At 45.4% G+C, this 21323-nt stretch carries 17 protein-coding genes; all 17 read left to right on the top strand.

The features are described from left to right. The first annotated feature begins 246 nt into the window (after positions 1–246). The 17 genes from NCCP2222_RS07735 to pnp all read left to right on the top strand — a co-directional run bounded on the left by NCCP2222_RS07735 (position 247) and on the right by pnp (position 21251). Positions 247–1041, top strand: a complete 795-nt coding sequence (locus NCCP2222_RS07735; RefSeq protein WP_282570679.1) for an undecaprenyl pyrophosphate synthase — start codon at positions 247–249, stop codon at positions 1039–1041. After that, positions 1038–1832, top strand: a complete 795-nt coding sequence (locus NCCP2222_RS07730) for a phosphatidate cytidylyltransferase (protein ID WP_248511242.1) — start codon at positions 1038–1040, stop codon at positions 1830–1832. Before NCCP2222_RS07735 ends, NCCP2222_RS07730 begins: the two co-directional genes overlap by 4 nt. 22 nt (positions 1833–1854) lie before the next feature. After that, positions 1855–3012 carry a 1-deoxy-D-xylulose-5-phosphate reductoisomerase gene (locus tag NCCP2222_RS07725; RefSeq protein ID WP_248511240.1) on the top strand — a complete coding sequence of 386 codons (1158 nt, stop codon included), beginning with the start codon at positions 1855–1857 and terminating at the stop codon, positions 3010–3012. A 99-nt stretch (positions 3013–3111) separates the two neighbouring features. Further along, positions 3112–4374 (top strand): RIP metalloprotease RseP, encoded by a 1263-nt coding sequence (gene rseP / locus NCCP2222_RS07720; protein WP_248511239.1) that lies wholly within the window; start codon positions 3112–3114, stop codon positions 4372–4374. 132 nt (positions 4375–4506) lie between these two features. Beyond that, positions 4507–6189: a proline--tRNA ligase gene (locus NCCP2222_RS07715; RefSeq protein ID WP_248511237.1), complete on the top strand. Its 1683-nt coding sequence runs from the start codon at positions 4507–4509 to the stop codon at positions 6187–6189. 262 nt (positions 6190–6451) lie between these two features. Beyond that, positions 6452–10762 (top strand): PolC-type DNA polymerase III, encoded by a 4311-nt coding sequence (locus NCCP2222_RS07710; RefSeq protein WP_248511235.1) that lies wholly within the window; start codon positions 6452–6454, stop codon positions 10760–10762. Positions 10763–11021: 259 nt separating this feature from the next. Beyond that, the gene (gene rimP / locus NCCP2222_RS07705) at positions 11022–11498 is read left to right on the top strand and encodes a ribosome maturation factor RimP (protein ID WP_248511233.1); all 477 of its coding nucleotides are present in this window, start codon (positions 11022–11024) and stop codon (positions 11496–11498) included. Positions 11499–11522: 24 nt separating this feature from the next. After that, a complete protein-coding gene (gene nusA, locus NCCP2222_RS07700; RefSeq protein WP_248511231.1) occupies positions 11523–12728 on the top strand; it encodes a transcription termination factor NusA in 1206 nt (401 codons plus the stop codon). Between the two features lie 19 nt (positions 12729–12747). Continuing rightward, on the top strand, positions 12748–13026 hold the full coding sequence (gene rnpM, locus NCCP2222_RS07695; RefSeq protein ID WP_248511229.1) for an RNase P modulator RnpM: 279 nt from the start codon (positions 12748–12750) through the stop codon (positions 13024–13026). Next, complete coding sequence (locus NCCP2222_RS07690) at positions 13023–13400, top strand: YlxQ family RNA-binding protein (RefSeq protein WP_248511227.1); 378 nt, start codon at positions 13023–13025, stop codon at positions 13398–13400. Before rnpM ends, NCCP2222_RS07690 begins: the two co-directional genes overlap by 4 nt. Next, the gene (gene infB / locus NCCP2222_RS07685; RefSeq protein ID WP_248511225.1) at positions 13348–15795 is read left to right on the top strand and encodes a translation initiation factor IF-2; all 2448 of its coding nucleotides are present in this window, start codon (positions 13348–13350) and stop codon (positions 15793–15795) included. Before NCCP2222_RS07690 ends, infB begins: the two co-directional genes overlap by 53 nt. Then, on the top strand, positions 15792–16070 hold the full coding sequence (locus NCCP2222_RS07680; protein WP_248511223.1) for a DUF503 domain-containing protein: 279 nt from the start codon (positions 15792–15794) through the stop codon (positions 16068–16070). The genes infB and NCCP2222_RS07680 overlap by 4 nt, the downstream gene beginning before the upstream one ends. A gap of 23 nt (positions 16071–16093) precedes the next feature. After that, positions 16094–16441, top strand: coding sequence for a 30S ribosome-binding factor RbfA (gene rbfA / locus NCCP2222_RS07675; protein ID WP_238083986.1), 348 nt, complete (start codon positions 16094–16096; stop codon positions 16439–16441). Positions 16442–16520: 79 nt separating this feature from the next. Beyond that, a complete protein-coding gene (gene truB / locus NCCP2222_RS07670) occupies positions 16521–17432 on the top strand; it encodes a tRNA pseudouridine(55) synthase TruB (RefSeq protein WP_248511221.1) in 912 nt (303 codons plus the stop codon). Positions 17433–17457: 25 nt separating this feature from the next. After that, positions 17458–18408 carry a bifunctional riboflavin kinase/FAD synthetase gene (locus tag NCCP2222_RS07665; protein WP_248511219.1) on the top strand — a complete coding sequence of 317 codons (951 nt, stop codon included), beginning with the start codon at positions 17458–17460 and terminating at the stop codon, positions 18406–18408. 216 nt (positions 18409–18624) lie between these two features. Further along, on the top strand, positions 18625–18894 hold the full coding sequence (rpsO, locus tag NCCP2222_RS07660; protein ID WP_248511217.1) for a 30S ribosomal protein S15: 270 nt from the start codon (positions 18625–18627) through the stop codon (positions 18892–18894). Between the two features lie 224 nt (positions 18895–19118). Then, the gene (pnp, locus tag NCCP2222_RS07655; protein WP_248511209.1) at positions 19119–21251 is read left to right on the top strand and encodes a polyribonucleotide nucleotidyltransferase; all 2133 of its coding nucleotides are present in this window, start codon (positions 19119–19121) and stop codon (positions 21249–21251) included. Positions 21252–21323: the final 72 nt, after the last annotated feature.

Below are 21323 nucleotides of genomic sequence, written 5' to 3'. Positions count from 1 at the left end.
TGCTCCTATTATTATGATTTTGCGCATACGATAAGAGTACCGATCAGAGAGCTAGAACTTGAAATACATATTTAAAAATGGATTATTGCGTCTAAAAATGGCTGCATCTCTGCTGTGAGGATGCGGCAGAAGTATATTGTGATCAAAAACGGTGGCACAATCAGTTTTAATAAATGAATTTTCCTATCCAGTTTGATACGATAGAATGTGTACTTGCTCAAAAAGTTGCCGAGTGGAGGAAACGAGATGCTTGATAAATTATTGCGAAAGAAAACGGTTGAGATGGATGCTTCGCTTACAGATCGATTGCAAGCCATAAGAAGCAGGCAGATACCTGCGCATGTCGCAATCATCATGGACGGCAACGGGAGATGGGCAAAGCAACGAAATCTACCGCGTATTGCGGGCCATCATGAAGGAATGAAGACAGTCCGGAAGATCACCCGTATTGCAAACGAAATCGGAATAAAAGTACTGACCCTTTATGCATTTTCAACAGAAAATTGGAAACGTCCCAAGATGGAAATCGATTTTTTGATGAAGCTGCCAGGCGAATTTTTGAGTACATATTTACCTGAGCTAATCGAACAAAATGTGAAAGTGGAGATGATCGGCAACTTTGATGCTCTGCCGGATCATACGAAGAAAGCGATTATGACAGCTGTCGAAAAAACCTCGAATAATACAGGTCTTATACTTAATTTTGCAATGAATTATGGCAGTAGATTGGAACTCGTCAACGCGGTGAAGGAAATTGCCGATTTAATTAAGAATGATAAGGTAGGAATTGATGACATCAATGATTCGATGATCAACTCCCATTTAATGACGGCACATTTGCCGGAGCCAGATCTGCTAATCCGGACGAGTGGCGAAGTGCGATTATCCAACTTCATGCTTTGGCAGCTGGCTTATGCTGAATTCTCCTTCACCGATGTGCTTTGGCCGGATTTCGATGAATCATGCATGCTGCACTCCATCGAAGAATTTCAAATGAGAAACCGCCGTTTTGGAAGTGTGGAAGGAGAACGGGAAAAGTGAAACAGAGAATAGTAACAGCCATCGTTGCGTTAGCCCTATTCGTTCCTCTCGTGCTAATTGGGGGATTCCCATTTACCATCGCAATTTATGTGATTGCGTCTGTAGGGCTATATGAGCTATTTAAAATGAAAGAGATGAACGTATTTTCGGTCGAAGGCCTGATAACATGGCTTGCGATGGCCATATTGATTATACCGTCGGAGTGGGCCGCGGACGTGGAACACGCAGTAGGTTTGACAAAAACGGAAATGACCTTTGCTCTCGTTCTGCTATTGTTGATTTACACAGTCATTGCTAAAAATCGTTATACTTTTGACGATGCCTCTTTTTCCGTACTCGGTGCGTTGTACGTTGGAATTGGCTTTTATTATCTGATTGAAACCAGCTTTTTTGGACTGGAGTATGTCATGTATGCATTGCTCGTCATCTGGTCCACTGATTCGGGGGCTTATTTTATCGGCAGAAAAATAGGCAAGCGGAAATTATGGCCAAAAATTTCCCCGAATAAAACCGTCGAAGGTTTTATTGGCGGAATCATCTGCGCCATCGTTTTCGCCTGCATATTACAAGCGATATATCCAATAGCTCCGTCTTATATATCTCTGATCCTCATCACCCTTGTGGCGTCTATCGTAGGGCAGTTGGGGGATTTAGTTGAATCCGCATTGAAGCGGCATTATCAAGTAAAAGACTCAGGAAAAATTCTCCCGGGACATGGGGGGATTTTGGACCGGTTTGACAGTCTCCTGTTCGTGTTGCCGCTCCTGCATTTCCTACATCTAGTCGGTTAACTGAAAGGATGACATTAGTGACATGGTAAAACGTATTAGTTTACTCGGGGCAACGGGTTCCATCGGTGTCCAAACATTAGATATCATTGAATCAAATAGGGACAAGTTCCAGCTGGTCTCATTTTCTGCTGGGACAAACATTACGAAAGTTAGGGAAATTGCACGAAACCACCAGCCCGAAATTGTGTCCGTCCTGCGGGCGGAAGACGCCGAATCATTGCAGCGTGATTTTCCGGAAATCCGTGTCATGCACGGAAAAGAAGGGCTGATGGCCGTTGCATGCGAAGCGGGCCCGGATTTATTAGTCAACGCTGTCATCGGCAGTGTGGGGCTAGAGCCTACTTTGAAAGCGATTCAATCTCATATTCCAATTGCCATTGCGAATAAGGAAACACTTGTTGCGGCTGGTGAAATCGTCATGAGAGAGGCTGCGGAGCGCAATGTTCCGATCTTGCCTGTCGACAGCGAGCACTCCGCATTGTTCCAATCCTTGAACGGCGAAAATCCGAAGCGGATCACTCGTTTGATCCTAACGGCTTCAGGAGGCAGTTTCCGAGATCGCTCGCGTGACGAATTAGCGGGCGTTACGGTGGAGCAGGCACTGGCTCACCCGAACTGGTCGATGGGGAACAAGCTGACGATCGATTCGGCCACTATGATGAATAAGGGGCTGGAAGTAATTGAGGCCCATCATCTGTTTAACATGCCGTTCGATCAAATCGATTGCCTGCTTCATAAAGAGAGCATCATTCATTCGATGGTCGAATTCGAGGATACAAGCATTATGGCGCAGCTTGGCTCTCCTGATATGAGAGTCCCAATTCAATATGCCATGACGTATCCGGACAGAATACCGATGCAAAATGCAAAACGGCTTCGTCTTGAGGAATTTGGGCTTCTACATTTTGAAAAAATGGATTTTGAACGTTTTAAAGCACTGTCCCTCGCATATGATGCAGGGAGAGAAGGCGGCACTATGCCGGCTGCGATGAATGCGGCGAACGAAGTAGCGGTCCAATTATTTATGGAAGGCCGGATCTCCTTCCTTCAAATCGAGGAGCTGGTCGAAACTGTCATGGAGAAGCATCAGAAAATCTCTCATCCTGATTTAGAGACGATACTCCAGACAGATGCCGCCTCCCGAAAAATGGTGTATGATATAGTTACGAGACTACAGTAAGCTTTTACGTTTCTGTAGGAATACAAGCGGGAGCTGTCATAGCTTTGAAGAGTTTGCCCGCAGATTACAAGGCCGGTTAGGCCAGTAAGGTGGTTTTACATGGAAACCGTTATTGCGTTTATCGTTATTTTTGGATCGCTCGTCTTTTTTCATGAATTGGGGCACTTTTTATTTGCGAAAAAATCGGGCATCATGGTCCGGGAATTTGCAATCGGTTTTGGTCCTAAAATCTTTTATTCAAAAAAAGGTGAAACATTATATACGATCCGTCTGTTGCCGCTTGGCGGCTATGTGCGGATGGCGGGCCAGGATTTTGACACTGTTGAACTCCAGCCGGGCTACCGTGTCGGACTGCTTCTAAATGACAAAGATGAAGTAGAGAAGATTTATTTGAACCGGAATGTTTCGGATCCGAATATTATGTTCCTTGAAACGGAATCAGCCGACTTGTCAAAGAAGCTTTATATTGAAGGATATAATGATTCTGAGGAACTGGTCCGATTCCCGATTGCCCGCAATGCTGTCATACTGGAGAAAGGGCAGGAAACGTTAATTGCCCCATATGATCGGCAATTCGAATCGAAGCCGCTCGGCAGCCGGGCGATGACTATTTTTGCAGGTCCTTTGTTCAACTTTATCCTTTCTTTCTTCCTGTTCATTGCGATCGCTTTGCTGATTGGGGTTCCGACAAACGAACCACGCATCAATGAAGTCGTACCGAATTCCGCAGCAGCAAGTGGCGGAATGCAAGCCGGAGACCTGGTGATCGGCATTAATGGAAAAAAGATTGAGAAATGGACAGCGTTTACCGATATTGTTCAAAAGAATCCTGGCAAGGAGCTCGAGCTCACTGTACTGCGGAATGGTCAGCAAGAGACTTTGCGTGTTACGCCTTCCGTCATTGAAGATTCCGGGATGGAGTTTGGCCAGCTCGGAGTGAGTACGGAGCCTGTTTATGAAAAAAGTGTCGGCAAGTCCTTTGTATACGGGGCAGAGCAGACGTTTTACTGGATTAAGCGGATATTCGAACTGTTAGGTCAGCTTGTAACGGGTAAATTTAGTATCGATGCGTTATCAGGACCAGTCGGTATTTATAAAACAACCGAGACTGTTGCACAATTCGGGATCTATAGCCTAATGAATTTTGCAGCAATTTTGAGCATCAATCTCGGCATCATGAACTTGCTTCCTTTGCCGGCTCTAGACGGCGGGCGGCTGCTGTTCTTCCTGTTCGAAGGGTTGCGTGGCAAACCAGTTGATAAACAGAAGGAAGGCATGGTTCATTTTGTCGGCATCATGCTTCTGATGGTTCTCATGCTCGTTGTAACTTGGAACGATATCCAGAAATTTTTCTTCAACTGATATCGAAAGTGGTGGAGTCTCGGATTTCCGGGACTCCATTAGTCGCTTAAAGAGCAACTTGCATTTATTGACCAAACAAGCGATTTATTGGAACAAAACAACTCAAAGTTATTGGTGAAAAGGTGGGGTATAATGAAACAATCACGAACGTTCATACCGACAATGAGGCAAACACCTGCTGACATCGATGCCACTTCACATCAGCTGTTAGTAAAAGCAGGCTATATCCGTACGAATGCAAGTGGTGTTTTTACATTTCTGCCTTTAGCCCAAAAGGTATTACGCAAAATCGAAAATGTAATTCATGAAGAAATGGAAAAGATAGAAGCAGCAGAAGCGGTTATGCCCATACTGCAACATCCTGGCGAAGCCTTTGGTGATGAGGCTTTTACTTTGCATGATCACCAAGGGAGAGGGTACGCTCTTTGTCCATCTGACGCAAATTCAATGACTGCTCTCATACAGGATCATATAGCCTCCTACAAGCAGCTTCCTGTAACACTTTATCAAATTCAAAAGAAGTTTCGCGATATTCAGCGCCCAAGATTCGGGTTGCTGCAAAGCCGGGAATTTATCTCGTTGGACGCTTACTCCTTTCATGCGGAACATACTAGTCTTCATGACATGCAGGAGCAATTTAATCAGGCATACTCAAACATTTTCACTAGATTGGGATTGAACTACAGAGAAGTAAATGCTCAAATAGGGATGGAAGCGGATATGGGCAGATCTCTTGAATTCATTGCGATGTCTTCTATAGGAGACGATATTATTGCTTACAGCGATTCCTCTTCTTATGCTGCCAGTTTAGATTGGGCGGAAACGAAGCCTGAAGAACAGACGGGTGAGATTCGGATGATGGGGATGGAAAAAGTCGCCACGCCGAATGTGCATACAGTAAGTGAAGTGGCGGATTTCCTGCAAGTTCTACCATCCCAAATTATTAAAACATTACTTTATACAATTGATGATGAAATGGTAGCCGTGCTATGTAGAGGAGATCATGAAATCAACGAACGGAAATTGAAACATTATATGAAGGCCATGCGAGTCAGTCTGGCCACGCCGGATGAAGTTCAACATCTCTTTTCGGCTGAAGCGGGATCAATTGGTCCAATCAAATTGCCGGTCGGTGTGAAAGTTATCGCAGATCTGGCAGTCGGCTCCGTCGTCAATGGTGTTTGTGGAGCCAATGAGACAGGCTTTCATTTCATGCATGCAAATCCGGAGAGGGACTTTGCGGTCGATTCGTACTTGGATTTGCGTTTTGTCCAAGAAGGCGATCCCTCTCCTGATGGATTAGGAACCATCCGATTTGCCAAAGGAATAAAAATTGGCAGTATCTCCAATAAGGGGACAGCAATCAGCCAACCGGCCAAAGCGGAGTTTCAAAACAGCGAAGGTGAATATCAGCCTTATCTGTTGGGCACCTATCACATTGGTGTATCGCGCTTGCTCGCTGCGCTCGTCGAACAATTCCATGATGAGAATGGAATCAAATGGCCAAAACAGCTTGCTCCATTTGACATCCACTTACTCACCGTAAATGATGATGATGAGACACAGCATCAATTGTCTGAAGAACTTTATTATCTCTTGAGAACCTATCGATATGAAGTTTTGTATGATGATCGGCAAGAACGGCCCGGTGTGAAATTTGCTGATGCCGACCTGATCGGTGTGCCAATTCGTCTAACCGTTGGAAAAAGAGCAACGGACGGAATAATAGAAATCAAATTCCGGGAGACAGGAGAAACAGTAGAATGGCAAAAGGAAGAAGTGACCGAAAAATTGCAGTCGTTCTTCCATGTTTGATTTGACTCAAGGGAAGGCTGCGAAACAGCGCTTCCCTTGTTTTTCCCTGACCAAATAATTCGTGTTTCTGAATGTGCTTTCTACATAATAGCGAGTAGATAGAATTAGATCCTGTGGAAATTGAAAAGCTGCAGAAACGTAACAGCATGATGGGTCAGTCCATGTCTTGGACAGACACATCAAGAATGTCAATTTGCTGGTGGTTTCCTTTTTTGTTTTGCTTCGGGCATAACAAGATCGCAGGCAGAAAGGAGGATGTCCCATGGACGGAAAAATGAAATTGATGACTTTGTTGCAACAAATTAATATGACCGACGATCAGTTTGTCGTGCACTTTGAGAATGCCACGTTAGAGCGGCTGGCGATTCATAAAAAATCGAGGATTTGGCGGTTTGAAATTGTCAATGACCAGCCATTGCCGATTGCTGTCTATAAAACCCTCAAACAGCGTGTTTTGGATGCTTTTGCATCGATTGCGACCATTCAGCTCCACGTTACATGCCGAGAGAGAAGGATGGATCAAGAGCTGATCACCAGCTATTGGCCGTTGATTTTGGAAGAAATACAAGATATGTCTCCTCCGATTCGTGAGCGCCTCAGCAATCAGCGTCCAGAAGTCAAAGGGGAAAAGCTCATGCTCGGTTCGGGTACCGAGTTTGAAATGCAGACATTGAAGAATAAATATGCAAAATTGCTAGCGGAGGTCTATGGCACGTTCGGGTTTCCTTCCCTGTTATTCGATTTTCATTTGCAAGAAGAAAACAAGGAGGAAGAAGAAGCGCGCCTCGCATTCATGGCAGCTCGGCAAGCAGAGGAAGAGGCTTATGCCCTGAAAGCACTGGCTTCTATGCAAGAGCGTGACACGACCAAAAAGGACAGCCCTGAAAACAACAGGCCGTTTGTCCTTGGTGTACCAATCAAACCGGATGAACCGATCCTTGATATTAAAACAATACAAGACGAAGAACGCCGTGTAACGATCGAAGGATACGTATTTGATGCAGAAGTGAGGGAACTTCGAAGCGGACGTTCATTGCTGACAATCAAAGTAACAGATTATACCGATTCCATCCTTGTCAAAATGTTCTCCAGGGACAACGAAGATGCCGAATTGATGAAAACAATGAAGAAAGGCGCGTGGGTCCGGGCGAGAGGGAGTATTCAAAACGATACGTTTGTGCGGGATCTAATTATGATGGCGCAAGATATCATGGAAGTTCCGCCGATTGTCAGAAAGGACAAAGCGCCTGACGATCGAAAACGGATTGAATTGCATGCCCATACGAATATGAGCCAGATGGATGGAGTGACATCCGCGTCTGCACTCGTAGCGCAGGCTGCGAAATGGGGCCATCCTGCTGTTGCCATAACGGATCACGCCAATGTCCAATCATTCCCAGAAGCCTATTCAGCCGGGAAAAAGCATGGCATTAAAGTCCTTTTCGGTTTGGAGGCCAATCTGGTCGATGATGGGGTTCCAATCGTATACGATGAACAGCATCGTAAGCTGGAAGACGATACATATGTTGTTTTTGACGTGGAAACAACAGGTCTTTCTGCTGTATATGACACAATCATCGAACTCGCTGCAGTAAAAGTGCAAAACGGGGAAATCACCGAACGTTTTGAACGGTTTGCCAATCCGCATCATCCGTTGTCTTCGACGACAACGGAATTGACGGGAATTACAGATGACATGGTGAAAGATGCGCCGGAAGTCGAGGAAGTTATCCGTGACTTTAAAACGTTTATCGGGGATTCCATACTCGTTGCGCATAACGCATCTTTTGATATGGGATTCTTTTACGAAGCTAGCAAAAAGACTGGCGTCCATGACAAAAATTATCCAGTCATCGATACGCTGGAACTTGCTCGCTTCCTATACCCCGAGTTAAGAAATCATCGGCTCAACACATTGGCCAAGAAATTTGATATTGAATTGACACAGCATCACCGTGCGATCTACGACACGGAAGCAACAGCATACTTATTCGTGAAACTTATGAAGGATGCTGCTGAAAAAGGAATTGAGTGGCTCGACGACTTCAATAAAAACATCGGCGAAGGAGATGCTTATAAACGATCTCGGCCATCTCATTGCACGTTGTTAGTTGCAAATGATACGGGCTTGAAAAATTTGTTCAAACTCGTATCCTACTCGCACCTTAACTATTTCTATCGGGTGCCTCGGATTCCCCGCTCATTATTGATGAAACACCGTGAAGGGCTGCTGGTTGGATCCGGCTGTGATAAAGGTGAAGTTTTTGAAGGGCTGATGCAGAAATCGCTTGAAGAAGTAGAGGAAATTGCCAAGTTTTATGATTACCTTGAGCTACATCCGAAGCCGGTCTATTCCCATTTGATTGAACTGGAATTGATACGCGATGAATGGAATATGGAAGACATTATGCGGAAAATGATCAAACTGGGCAAGAAGACAGGCCTTCCGGTTTGTGCGACAGGAAATGTGCATTACATTGACGAAAATGATGGGATGTATCGGCAGGTTCTTGTTCGTTCCCAAGGCGGTGCCAATCCATTAAACCGCCACTCCTTGCCGTCCGTCCACTTCAGAACGACGAATGAAATGCTCGATGAGTTTTCTTTCCTGGGTGATGAGATAGCACAGCAGATCGTTATTGATAATCCAAAGGCCATTATGGAACGCATAGGGGACGTGAAGGTTATTAAAGACGATCTCTATCCGCCTGCTATCGAAGGGGCAGATGAGGAAGTTCGCCAGCTGACATATGATATGGCCCATAAAATATATGGAGAAGAGCTTCCTGAAATTATTGAGGCGAGAATTGAGAAGGAATTGACTTCGATTATCGGTAATGGATTTGCGGTTATTTATCTTATTTCTCATAAACTAGTTAAGAAATCTTTGGATGACGGGTATCTGGTCGGTTCCCGTGGATCAGTCGGTTCTTCCCTAGTAGCGACCATGATGGAAATCACAGAAGTGAATCCAATGCCTCCGCACTATATTTGTCCGTCATGTAAAACTTCCGAGTTCTTTGATGACGGATCGGTCGGGTCCGGTTTTGACTTGCCGGATAAGGCCTGCCCGTCATGTGGAACGATGTTCAAAAAAGATGGCCAGGATATTCCGTTTGAAACGTTCCTAGGATTCAACGGCGACAAAGTTCCCGACATTGATTTGAACTTTAGTGGAGAATACCAAGCGCACGCCCATAATTATACGAAGGTGCTATTTGGTGAGGATTTCGTGTATCGTGCCGGTACAATCGGAACGGTTGCCGAAAAAACTGCTTATGGGTATGTCAGAGGGTATATGAACGACAATAATCTTCACCTCCGCGGTGCCGAGATCGATCGCCTAGTTCAAGGCTGTACAGGTGTAAAACGTAATACAGGGCAGCATCCGGGCGGAATTATAGTTGTGCCAGACCATATGGAGATTTTCGATTTCACGCCAATCCAGTATCCAGCTGATGATACCGGCTCAAGTTGGCGGACAACACATTTTGACTTCCACTCCATTGATAACAACTTATTGAAACTGGATATTCTGGGACACGATGATCCGACCATGATCAAGATGCTGGAAGATTTGTCAGGCATCGACCCGAAAACAATACCGCCGGATGACGATGGGGTTATGGCACTCTTCAGCGGCACTTCGTCACTTGGGGTCACAGAGGAGCAGATCGACTGCAAGACAGGGACACTTGGCGTGCCGGAGTTCGGAACCCGATTTGTACGTCAAATGTTGGAAGAGACGAAGCCATCTACATTTTCAGAGCTCATTCAAATTTCCGGCCTGTCGCATGGGACGGATGTATGGCTCGGCAATGCACAAGAATTAATTCAAAATAAAATTTGTGAGTTGTCTGATGTAATCGGCTGTCGTGATGATATTATGGTGTACCTGATTTACCAAGGGCTGGAACCGTCCATCGCCTTTAAGATCATGGAATCAGTGCGTAAGGGGAAAGGGCTGACTCCTGAATTTGAAGCCGAAATGAAAGCGAATAACGTGCCGGATTGGTATATCGATTCTTGTAAGAAAATCAAGTACATGTTTCCGAAAGCCCATGCGGCCGCCTACGTTCTCATGGCATTGCGCATCGCCTATTTCAAGGTGCATCACCCGATCATGTATTATGCGGCGTACTTTACTGTTCGTGCCACTGATTATGACCTGGTCACCATGACCAAGGGACCGGCTTCTATACGTGCGAAAATTAAAGAGATCAACGACAAGGGATTGGATGCCTCACCGAAAGAGAAAAGCTTATTGACCGTGTTGGAAATTTCACTCGAGATGTGTGAAAGAGGATTTTCCATCGCGAAACCAGACCTGTACAAGTCAGACGCCACGGATTTCATTATTGAGGATAATAAGCTCATCCCGCCGTTCAACTCGATTCCTTCACTCGGGACGAACGTCGCCAAAATGATTGTAGAAGCCCGAAAAGACGGGATTTTCCTATCGAAAGAGGATTTACAGCAGCGGGGCAGAGTTTCGAAGACAGTCGTTGAATATATGGATACCCTTGGTTGTTTGGAAGGAATGCCAGATACGAACCAACTGTCACTGTTCTAATTTGCAGACAGGAAAGCGCGTTACAATTCACCAGCCATGCACATTATTTGCATAGAAGTGCACCAGGTGGTATAATTGTAGCAACTTTTGCTATAAGTCTCGCGTAAAAAGAGTGGGGTTTCCCGCTCTTTTCTGTTGTCTATACTTATTTTACCTCGCTCGGCTGAATTTGACCTATCCATGTATCAGGTACAAAAGCCGGAGAGTCGGCAGGTGCGCCGGGGCATAGCGATTAGAATTCACGTTCGGGAGGTTTAAAATGAGTAAAATAACAGAAGAAGTCGAACAGCTTGTCAAGCCGATTGTAGAAGATTTCAACTTGGAGCTGATCGATGTCGAGTTTGTGAAAGAAGGAAAAGACTGGTTTTTACGTGTCTATATTGATACCCCAGAAGGGAATATCGATATCGAACAATGTGCGCTCGTCAGTGAAAGGCTGAGCGAAGAGTTGGACCGGACCGATCCAATCCCACAAAACTATTTCCTTGAAGTTTCTTCACCCGGGGCTGAGCGTCCTCTCAAAAAAGAAGAGGATTTTCAACGAGCTGTCGGCCAATATGTGTTCGTCAAAACATACGAGCCTGTGAATGGCATGAAAGAGTTTGAAGGCTATCTGCTTTCATACACTCCCGAAAAAGTGGAGATCCAAATGCGAATAAAAACTAGAAAAGTAACAGTGGAAATTGAAAAGGAAAAGATTGCATTCGCACGTCTGGCGATCGATTTTTCCGCATAATTGAATTTAGGGGAGTGAAGAACAATGAGTAGTGATCTACTCGATGCACTGACAGCTCTTGAGAAACAGAAGGGCATTTCAAGGGATGTATTAGTGGAAGCAATTGAAGCGGCACTTGTGACTGCTTATAAACGTAATTTTAACCAAGCGCAAAATGTCCGGGTTGATTTGAACCTTGAAAAAGGGACGATGAAAGTCTACGCCCGCAAAGATGTGGTGGAAGAAGTCGAAGACGAAAGACTTGAAATTGCGCTGGAAGATGCACATATGATCAATCCTGCTTACGAAATCGGCGATATTGTCGAGGAAGAAGTGACACCGCGTGATTTCGGGCGAATTGCAGCGCAAACAGCGAAACAAGTTGTCACGCAGCGTGTCCGTGAAGCGGAACGCGGGTTAATCTATGATGAGTATGTGGACCGGGAAGATGATATTGTCAACGGGATTGTAGAACGGCTCGATCAGCGCAATATTTATGTTGGGCTTGGGAAAGTGGAGGCTGTCCTACCTGTAGCAGAGCAGATTCAATCGGAATCCTACCAGCCCCATGACAGGATCAAAGTCTACATCACAAAGGTGGAACGCACTTCACGGGGGCCGCAAGTATTCGTATCCCGTACACATCCTGGATTGCTTCGCAGACTTTTTGAAATGGAAGTGCCTGAAATCTATGACGGCACGGTTGAAATCAAATCCATCGCGCGCGAAGCAGGAGACCGGTCGAAAATTTCGGTCCATACGAATAACGAAGAAGTCGATCCTGTCGGCTCATGCGTAGGCTCAAGAGGCGCCCGCGTGCAATCCATCTCAAACGAATTGAACGGCGAGAAAGTCGATATTGTTGAGTGGTCTGAAGACCCTGTTGTTTTCGTTGCGAATGCATTGAGCCCTTCTAAAGTGCTGGATGTCCAAGTAAATGAAGAAGAGAAATCCACAACTGTTGTCGTTCCTGACTATCAATTGTCTCTTGCAATCGGGAAAAGAGGCCAAAATGCCCGCCTTGCAGCTAAGCTGACTGGCTGGAAAATTGATATCAAGAGTGAAACAGATGCTCGCGAAATGGGAATCTATCCTTCTGCCGGCCAAAACATCTTGTTCCAAGAAGAAGTGGACGTATATAGCGCGGAAGAAGTTGGCGACGATGTGTATAACGACGATCCATACAGCATGGAAGAGCCGGAAGCAGACGAAGCGATCGATCTATACGCAGATACAAATGATGACAATTGATGTGGGAGGCTGACTTCTCATGACGAATAATCGTAAAGTGCCTTTGCGCAAATGTGCGGCGACTGGAGAAATGTTCCCGAAAAAGGAAATGATACGGATCGTACGTACGAAGGAAGGCGAAGTCTCGGTCGATTTGACCGGAAAGAAATCAGGTAGAGGCACCTATGTGTCGAAGACGGAATCCGCTGTTGAGGCGGCACGCCGTAACCATTCAATTGAAAAGCAATTGGGCGTGGCAGTCCCTGAGCAGGTATTTGAGGATTTACTGCATGCCATTCGCCGAGAGGCTCTCAAATGAGTCACTCAGTGGCCATCTATCAAACACTAGGCATGGCGGCACGGGCCAGGAAAATTGTCACAGGCGAAGAGCTGGTCGTTCGTGAAATCAGAAACGGCAAAGCCAAACTGGTGATTGTGTCGAACGATGCTTCAAAAAATACAATGAAAAAAATTACGGATAAATGTAATTCTTATAACGTTGAGAAGCATGTCCTAGGTTCCAGAGAAGAACTCGGGCATGCTATCGGTAAAGAGTCGCGGGTCGTTCTCGCGTTAACGGATGCCGGTTTTGCCGGGAAACTATCCGGGCTCCTCAACGAATCTAACCGGGGGTGGGCTAATGACGAAGATACGTGTACACGAATACGCGAAGAAAGTGAATCGGACGAGTAAAGAAGTCATTGAGGAATTAGGAAAAATTAATGTGAATGTTTCCAATCACATGTCTATGCTGGATCATGATGCGACAGCTAAATTGGATGCAAAGTTCGGCAGAAAGAACGAAGGACAGCCTGCAAATGGTGCTCCTGCAAGAAATAAGCAGCCGAACGCACCGCGTCCTGCAAACCGAGGCGATCAAAAGCAAGGCCGAAACTCAAATGAGAACCGGTCAGGCCAACGTTCCGGTTCGAATGGCCAAGGAAGACCAAACCAAGGCCAAAATCAAAACCAAAACCAAAATCAAAATCAAAATCAAAATCAAAACCAAAATAAACCTCGTCAAGGCCAAGGCGGTCCACAACGCCCGGCCGGCCAGGGCAACGGTAATAAACAAAGCCAAGGCCAAGCTAGACCAGGCGGCCAGGGTAGCCAAGGCGGCAATCGTCCGCAATCCGGCCAACAGCGTCCGAATAACCAAGGCGGCGCCAATCGTACACAAGGTCAAGGCGGCAACCGTAACCAGTCGCAAGGCGGCCAGGGTGGCAATCGCCAAGGTGGCAGAGGCGGCCGTCCACCAGCAAAAGGGATCAACCAAGGAAGACGGAGATACCGTCCAACGACTCCAATGCCTAAGGTTGAAAAACCGTTGCCGGAAAAAATTACGTTCTATGAATCGCTTTCTGTTGGCGAACTAGCTCAAAAATTAGGCAAGGAACCATCTGAAATCATTAAGAAATTATTCATGCTTGGGGTTATGGCAACAATTAACCAAGAGCTGGATAAGGATGCAATTGAATTGATCTGCGCAGACTATGGTGTGGAGGTTGAGGAAGAAATCCGCATCGATGTGACTGATCTTGAAATTTATTTTGATGAGAATGAGGAAGTGGAATCCGGTGAAACGGAACGCCCTCCTGTCGTTACAATCATGGGTCACGTCGACCATGGTAAAACAACATTGTTGGACTCCATCCGTGATACTAAAGTGACACAGGGAGAAGCGGGAGGCATCACGCAGCATATTGGTGCTTATCAAATCGAGGAGGCTGGGAAGAAAATCACATTCCTTGATACTCCTGGTCACGAAGCTTTCACAACGATGCGTGCACGCGGTGCCAGCGTGACGGATATTACCATCCTTGTTGTTGCAGCGGATGACGGCGTTATGCCTCAAACTATTGAGGCGATCAACCATGCTAAAGCTGCGGAAGTTCCAATCATCGTCGCAGTAAATAAAATGGATAAGCCAAGTGCCAACCCAGATCGAGTAATGCAAGAGCTTACCGAGCATGGCCTCGTTGCGGAAGACTGGGGAGGCGACACAATCTTCGTCCCAATTTCTGCGTTAAAAGGCGAAGGGATTGAACAGTTGCTTGAAATGGTCCTCCTTGTCTCTGAGGTGGCAGAGTTGAAAGCGAATCCTGGAATCCGTGCTCGTGGTACAGTCATCGAAGCTCAATTGGATCGTGGACGCGGTTCTGTTGCTACCTTGCTTGTGCAGAATGGTACGTTGCATGTAGGAGATCCAATCGTTGTCGGGAATACATTCGGCCGTGTTCGTGCGATGATCAATGATGTAGGACGCCGGGTGAAAGAAGCGGGTCCATCGACTCCAGTCGAAATTACTGGCTTGAACGATGTTCCGCAGGCAGGTGACCGTTTTGTCGTCTTCGAAGACGAGAAGACAGCCCGTCAAATCGGTGAGTCGAGAGCGGGAGATGCGCTTCAAGAGCAGCGTGTTGAAAAAACGCGTGTTACACTCGATAACTTATTCGACCAAATGAAACAAGGCGAAATGAAAGAGCTTAACCTAATTGTCAAAGCGGACGTTCAAGGTACGGTCGAAGCAATGGCAGCTTCATTGATGAAAATCGATGTAGAAGGGGTTAACGTTAAGATTATCCACACGGGAGCAGGCGCTATTAACGAATCAGACATTTCATTGGCTGCTGCATCCAATGCCATCGTCATCGGATTCAATGTTCGTCCTGATGTCAATGCGAAACGTGCTGCGGAAGAAGAAGGCGTCGATATTCGATTGCACCGCGTCATTTATAAAGTGATTGAGGAAATTGAAGCAGCCATGAAAGGTATGTTGGATCCGGAATATGTGGAAAAAGTCATTGGCCAGGCAGAAGTGCGTGAGACTTTCAAAGTATCGAAAATCGGTACGATTGCCGGCAGCTATGTCATTGACGGCAAGATCACAAGAGATTCCGGTGTGCGTATTATCCGTGACAACATCGTTGTCTTTGAAGGCGAATTGGACACATTAAAACGCTTCAAGGACGATGTGAAGGACGTGGCGAAAGGCTACGAATGCGGTATTACAATCAAGAACTTTAATGACATTAAAGAAGGCGACATCATCGAAGCCTACGTAATGGAGGAAGTCAAACGGGTATGATTGTCTATGCGGAATGTTCATTCTTCATTCCTGACATCAACTCGCTGAAGGGAAAGCGCTCTGTCCTGCAACGCATGATGGAGCGTGTGAAAAATGATTTCAATGTATCTGTTGCCGAAATAGATTATCAAGATCTATGGCAACGGACTGTCATTGCACTCGTTTGTGTCGCTTCAGCAAAAGAACCTGCAGAAGGAGAAGTCAGGAGAGCCATACGTTTTTTGGAATCCAATCCGGAATGGGAACTGACAGATCTTCAACTGGAATACTATTGAATTTAGAATCGGGGTGAGCGTGCATGACAATGCGATCGAACCGAGTTGCTGAGCAGATGAAAAAGGAGCTTGGCGAAATCATCGGCCAAAAATTGAAGGATCCGAGAATCGGATTTGTGACTGTCACAGACGTCGATGTAACTGGTGATCTTCAACAAGCGACTGTCTTCATCTCTGTACTAGGCAGCGATTATAAAAAGGAAGAAACGTTAAAAGGTCTTTCCAAAGCAAAAGGATTCATTCGTTCTGAAATTGGACAGAGGATCCGGCTACGGAAAACACCTGAAATCGAATTTGCATTTGACGATTCTGTCGAATACGGAAATCGAATTGAATCATTGCTCCGCCAAGTGCGGGATGACGAACAATAATAGTGGAGGAAGTCGTCGCCATTGAGGCTTTCGGCTTCCTCTATTTACTACATACAAGCTGTTGGCGAGGAGGAACGTCATGGATGGAATTCTTCCATTGTGGAAAGAAAAAGGGATGACGTCTCATGACTGCGTATTTAAATTGCGCAAAATACTGGGCATGAAGCGGATTGGCCATACGGGGACACTGGATCCGAATGTGGAAGGCGTCCTTCCTATTTGTCTTGGACAGGCTACGAAAGTGGCGGAATACATTACAGATGCCGGGAAGGAATATATTGCCGAGGTTAGTATCGGCTCTTCTACCGAAACAGAGGACGCTGACGGAGAAAAAGTAGCAATTGATAGCTCTTTTAAATCTGTTTCTAGAGCATCCCTAGAGCATGCCTTGCAGCAACTGACAGGTGAGATTACCCAGGTGCCTCCAATGTATTCAGCAGTCAAGGTGAATGGCCGCAGGTTATATGAATATGCCCGAAAAGGGATTGAAGTGGAACGTCCTCATCGGAGAGTCATGATTTATGACATTGAATTGCTGGATGAGCGTGAGCAATTTGACGGGGAAGAGATTACATTCATGATCAAGGTTGCTTGCGGGAAAGGGACGTATATTCGAACGCTGGCTGTGCAGATTGGCGAGCTGCTCGGATACCCCGCACATATGTCTTCACTCGTGCGTACCATGTCGGGGACCTTTACTAAGTCTGAATGTCTGACGTTGGAAGAGACAAGAGAACAATTCCTCAAAGGGACGCTGCATTCATTCATAAGGCCTCTTGAAGAGGCTTTGGCAGAGTTTCCTACCGTTGAACTGGATGCCGGACTGCTCGGCAACATTATGAACGGGCAAGTATTACAGAGTGTGAAATTGCTTCAAGATCATAAGAGGGTTGTTTTTATGCATGATGGAAAAGCTTTAGCCGTTTATAAAAATCATCCGGATAAAGCTGGCATGATGAAACCGGAAAAGATGTTTCCTATTCATTCGTAATACCTATCCAGAAAGGAGGATTGAAATGGAAATCTATGAATTGGACTATCCTAACAATACAGCAGTAGACGGGCAGGATGAATACTCCTTAGCCATTGGTTTTTTTGACGGTCTGCACAAAGGGCATCAGCAGGTCATTGAGAGTGCGGTTCAAAAAGCAAAGGAACTAGGCATCCGTTCTGCAGTCATGACATTCAATCCACATCCATCCCATCTTTTTGGCAAAGGGAAAGATAAAGTCGGTTACATCACACCTTATGAAGAAAAAGTGAAAGTGCTGGAAAATTTGGGAGTGGACACTCTATTCATCGTACGATTTGATTGGGAATTGGCATCCTTATCACCTGAGCAATTTGTAACTATTTTCATAAAAGGTTTACATGTCAAACATGTCACGGCCGGATTTGATTTCACATTCGGCTCAAAAGGCGCAGGAACCATGGAGCATATGGCGATTCTCTCTAAAGACTCATACGGCACTACAGTAATCGAAAGAGTGGAAGATGCGAACGAGAAAATTTCCTCTACCCGTATACGAACACTGCTAGCGGAAGGAAATGTCGAAAAGACAGCAGAATTGCTCGGACGCCCTTTCCGTACTACTGGGAAAGTGATTCATGGAGAAAAGAGGGGAAGGCTTCTAGGTTTCCCGACTGCCAATATTGAAACAGACGAAGAAACGATTCTGCCTAAAAACGGTGTGTATGCTGTGTTTTTTACTGCTCACTCAGAAAAACACCTTGGCGTTTGCAATGTCGGCATTAAACCCACCTTTAAAAATCCTGGTGAAATGAAACCGCTTATTGAAGTGCATGTGTTGGATTATGAGGGCGATTTATATGATCAAGTTGCCACGGTCGACTGGATTGCTTCGATTCGGGATGAACAAAAATTTGCTTCTGTCGATGAACTCGTTGCGCAAATCGGGCGGGATAAGGAAACGGCACGCAAGATATTGGGAAACAACATTTCATAATCTATTGCTCAATAAACTTTTGCTAGCATTTATTCCGTTGAAGAGAAATTGTTAAATAATCTCGTGTACCGTGCTCAACTAGTTGAAAGTTGCATATATGCAGGCGCCATGATATGATGAATCAGTGCAAAGAGCACAAACCGTTCCTTGGCAAATCGAATCACCAACGATTGCTCGGGATTTGGGGATATTTTTATTAATTAGGAGGTGAAAAGGATGGCAATTACACAAGAACGTAAACATGAATTGATCAATGAATACAAAGTTCATGAAAACGACACAGGATCTGCTGAAGTACAGATCGCTATCCTTACAGAAGAGATCAACAACTTGAACAGCCATTTGCGTACGCATAAAAAGGATCACCACTCTCGTCGTGGCCTTTACAAAATGGTCGGTACACGCCGTAGACTTCTTAAGTATCTACGCGAAACTGAAGTTCAACGGTACCGTGATCTTATTGCAAAACTCGGCCTTCGCCGTTAATAAGACAAATACGAAAAGCGGGCCTTGCCCGCTTTTTTCTATGAAAAATAAACTTCCATGGAGGCGGACAGATTGTGATACCCGTTATCCAGTCTAGTCTGCATCCCCCTGCTTTTACAATATTATTTTAAATACTTCGCATAACGTTTCCTTTTTTGATACACTACTACTTAATACATACTACGTATGAACTTTTATTGTTACATTAGAAAGGGGTTCCATTCATGACAGAACAGAAAAAGGTATACACCCTCGATTGGGCGGGAAGACCGCTCACGATCGAAACCGGCCAGCTAGCAAAGCAGGCGAATGGTGCAGTGCTCGTCAGATACGGTGAAACAACTGTACTATCGACAGCAACAGCATCTAAAAATCCAAAAGCACTTGATTTCTTCCCATTGACTGTCAATTACGAAGAACGTTTATATGCGGTCGGTAAAATTCCAGGAGGTTTTATCAAGCGGGAAGGGCGTCCGTCTGAAAAAGCGGTTTTGACAAGCCGTCTGATTGACCGTCCGATTCGTCCGTTATTTGCGGATGGATTCCGTAACGATGTACAAGTTATCTCCCTTGTCATGTCAGTTGATCAAAATTGTTCCTCAGAAATGGCTGCTATGCTAGGCTCCTCGCTCGCATTGTCCATTTCGGACATTCCGTTTGAAGGCCCAATCGCTGGTGTCCATATTGGACGACTCAATGGGGAACTCATCATTAACCCAACACCTGAACAGCTGGAAGCAAGTGAGCTGGATCTGGTCGTTGCAGGGACAAAAGATGCCATCAACATGGTAGAAGCCGGAGCGAAAGAAGTTTCGGAAGATATCATCTTAGAAGCGATCATGTTCGGTCACGAAGAAATTAAGAAATTGATCGAATTCCAAGAAAAGATTGTGGCTGAAGTCGGCAAGCAAAAGATGGAGATTGAACTATTTGAGCTAGACGAACAATTGATGGCTGTCATTAAAGAAAAATGTGAAAAAGATCTAATCAGCGCGATCCAAACGGAAGAGAAACACGCTAGAGAAGATGCCATTAACGAAGTGAAAGCTCGTGTCATTGACGAGTATACGGAAAATGAAGCGGATGATGACACACTAAAACAAGTGAAAAATGTTTTGGAAAAGCTCATAAAGGACGAAGTACGCCGTCTCATTACTGATGAAAAAATTCGTCCGGACGGCCGGAAACTGGATGAAATCCGTCCGTTGTCTTCAGAAGTCGGCATTCTTCAAAGAACGCATGGCTCTGGGCTATTCACACGAGGACAGACACAGGCATTGAGTGTTTGTACGCTTGGCGCACTTGGCGAAGTACAGATTATAGACGGGCTTGGCCTCGAAGAATCGAAGCGTTTCATGCATCATTACAACTTCCCTAACTTCAGTGTAGGGGAAACAGGACCAATCCGCGGACCAGGCCGCCGGGAAATCGGACACGGAGCGCTTGGTGAACGGGCACTGGAAGCGGTTATTCCAGACGAAAAAAAATTCCCATATACAATCCGTTTAGTTGCGGAAGTCCTTGAATCGAATGGTTCCTCTTCTCAGGCATCCATTTGTGCATCGACAATGGCCATGATGGATGCAGGCATTCCGATTAAAGCACCTGTTGCCGGTATTGCCATGGGATTGGTTAAGAAGGATGACAACTACTCGATATTATCCGACATCCAAGGAATGGAAGACCATCTTGGGGATATGGACTTTAAAGTAGCAGGAACCGAAAAAGGTATTACTGCCTTACAGATGGACATTAAAATTGAAGGCCTTTCCAAACAGATTTTGGAGGAAGCATTGGCACAAGCCAAAATTGGCCGTAATGCGATTTTAAACCATATGCTATCGACGATTTCTGTACCACGTGGAGAGCTTTCCAGATATGCACCGAAAATCATCATGATCCGCATTAATCCGGATAAAATCCGTGATGTCATCGGACCTGGCGGAAAAGTCATTAACAAAATCATTGAAGAGACTCACGTCAAGATTGATACGGAACAGGATGGAACTATCTATATTTCTTCCCCTGACTCAGAAATGAATGAGAAAGCGAAGAAAATGATCGAGGATATCGTCAGAGAAGCAAAAGTCGGAGAATATTACATGGGTAAAGTGAAACGGATTGAAAAGTTCGGTGCTTTCCTAGAAATTTTCTCTGGCAAAGATGGCCTGCTGCATATCTCAGAGATTCAAGAAGAGAGAACAAAAGCAGTAGAGGACGTTCTAAAGCTTGGTGATGAATTGCTCGTCAAAGTAATTGAAATTGACAACCAAGGCAGGGTTAACCTGTCCCGCAAAGTCGTTTTGAAAGAAGAGAAAGAGCGGGAAGCTGCACAGAACCCTACAACTGAATCATAATAATACAATACGGAAAGCCCCATTTTGCATAGTGTGAGATGGCGGCTTTTTGTTCTGTCACAGGAGGTACTT

This window comes from Sporosarcina sp. NCCP-2222, assembly GCF_023168145.1.
Taxonomy (GTDB): domain Bacteria; phylum Bacillota; class Bacilli; order Bacillales_A; family Planococcaceae; genus Sporosarcina.
The sequence above is the reverse complement of the archived record's forward strand: the minus strand, read 5'-3'. Positions and strand labels throughout refer to the sequence as shown.

Coding starts and splice junctions, on each gene's coding strand:
- pnp (WP_248511209.1), top strand. CDS start 19,119: ATGACAGAACAGAAAAAGGTATACACCCTCGATTGGGCGGGAAGACCG.
- rnpM (WP_248511229.1), top strand. CDS start 12,748: ATGACGAATAATCGTAAAGTGCCTTTGCGCAAATGTGCGGCGACTGGA.
- nusA (WP_248511231.1), top strand. CDS start 11,523: ATGAGTAGTGATCTACTCGATGCACTGACAGCTCTTGAGAAACAGAAG.
- NCCP2222_RS07735 (WP_282570679.1), top strand. CDS start 247: ATGCTTGATAAATTATTGCGAAAGAAAACGGTTGAGATGGATGCTTCG.
- rbfA (WP_238083986.1), top strand. CDS start 16,094: ATGACAATGCGATCGAACCGAGTTGCTGAGCAGATGAAAAAGGAGCTT.
- NCCP2222_RS07710 (WP_248511235.1), top strand. CDS start 6,452: ATGGACGGAAAAATGAAATTGATGACTTTGTTGCAACAAATTAATATG.
- truB (WP_248511221.1), top strand. CDS start 16,521: ATGGATGGAATTCTTCCATTGTGGAAAGAAAAAGGGATGACGTCTCAT.
- infB (WP_248511225.1), top strand. CDS start 13,348: ATGACGAAGATACGTGTACACGAATACGCGAAGAAAGTGAATCGGACG.
- NCCP2222_RS07690 (WP_248511227.1), top strand. CDS start 13,023: ATGAGTCACTCAGTGGCCATCTATCAAACACTAGGCATGGCGGCACGG.
- NCCP2222_RS07680 (WP_248511223.1), top strand. CDS start 15,792: ATGATTGTCTATGCGGAATGTTCATTCTTCATTCCTGACATCAACTCG.
- NCCP2222_RS07715 (WP_248511237.1), top strand. CDS start 4,507: ATGAAACAATCACGAACGTTCATACCGACAATGAGGCAAACACCTGCT.
- NCCP2222_RS07725 (WP_248511240.1), top strand. CDS start 1,855: ATGGTAAAACGTATTAGTTTACTCGGGGCAACGGGTTCCATCGGTGTC.
- rimP (WP_248511233.1), top strand. CDS start 11,022: ATGAGTAAAATAACAGAAGAAGTCGAACAGCTTGTCAAGCCGATTGTA.
- NCCP2222_RS07665 (WP_248511219.1), top strand. CDS start 17,458: ATGGAAATCTATGAATTGGACTATCCTAACAATACAGCAGTAGACGGG.
- rpsO (WP_248511217.1), top strand. CDS start 18,625: ATGGCAATTACACAAGAACGTAAACATGAATTGATCAATGAATACAAA.
- rseP (WP_248511239.1), top strand. CDS start 3,112: ATGGAAACCGTTATTGCGTTTATCGTTATTTTTGGATCGCTCGTCTTT.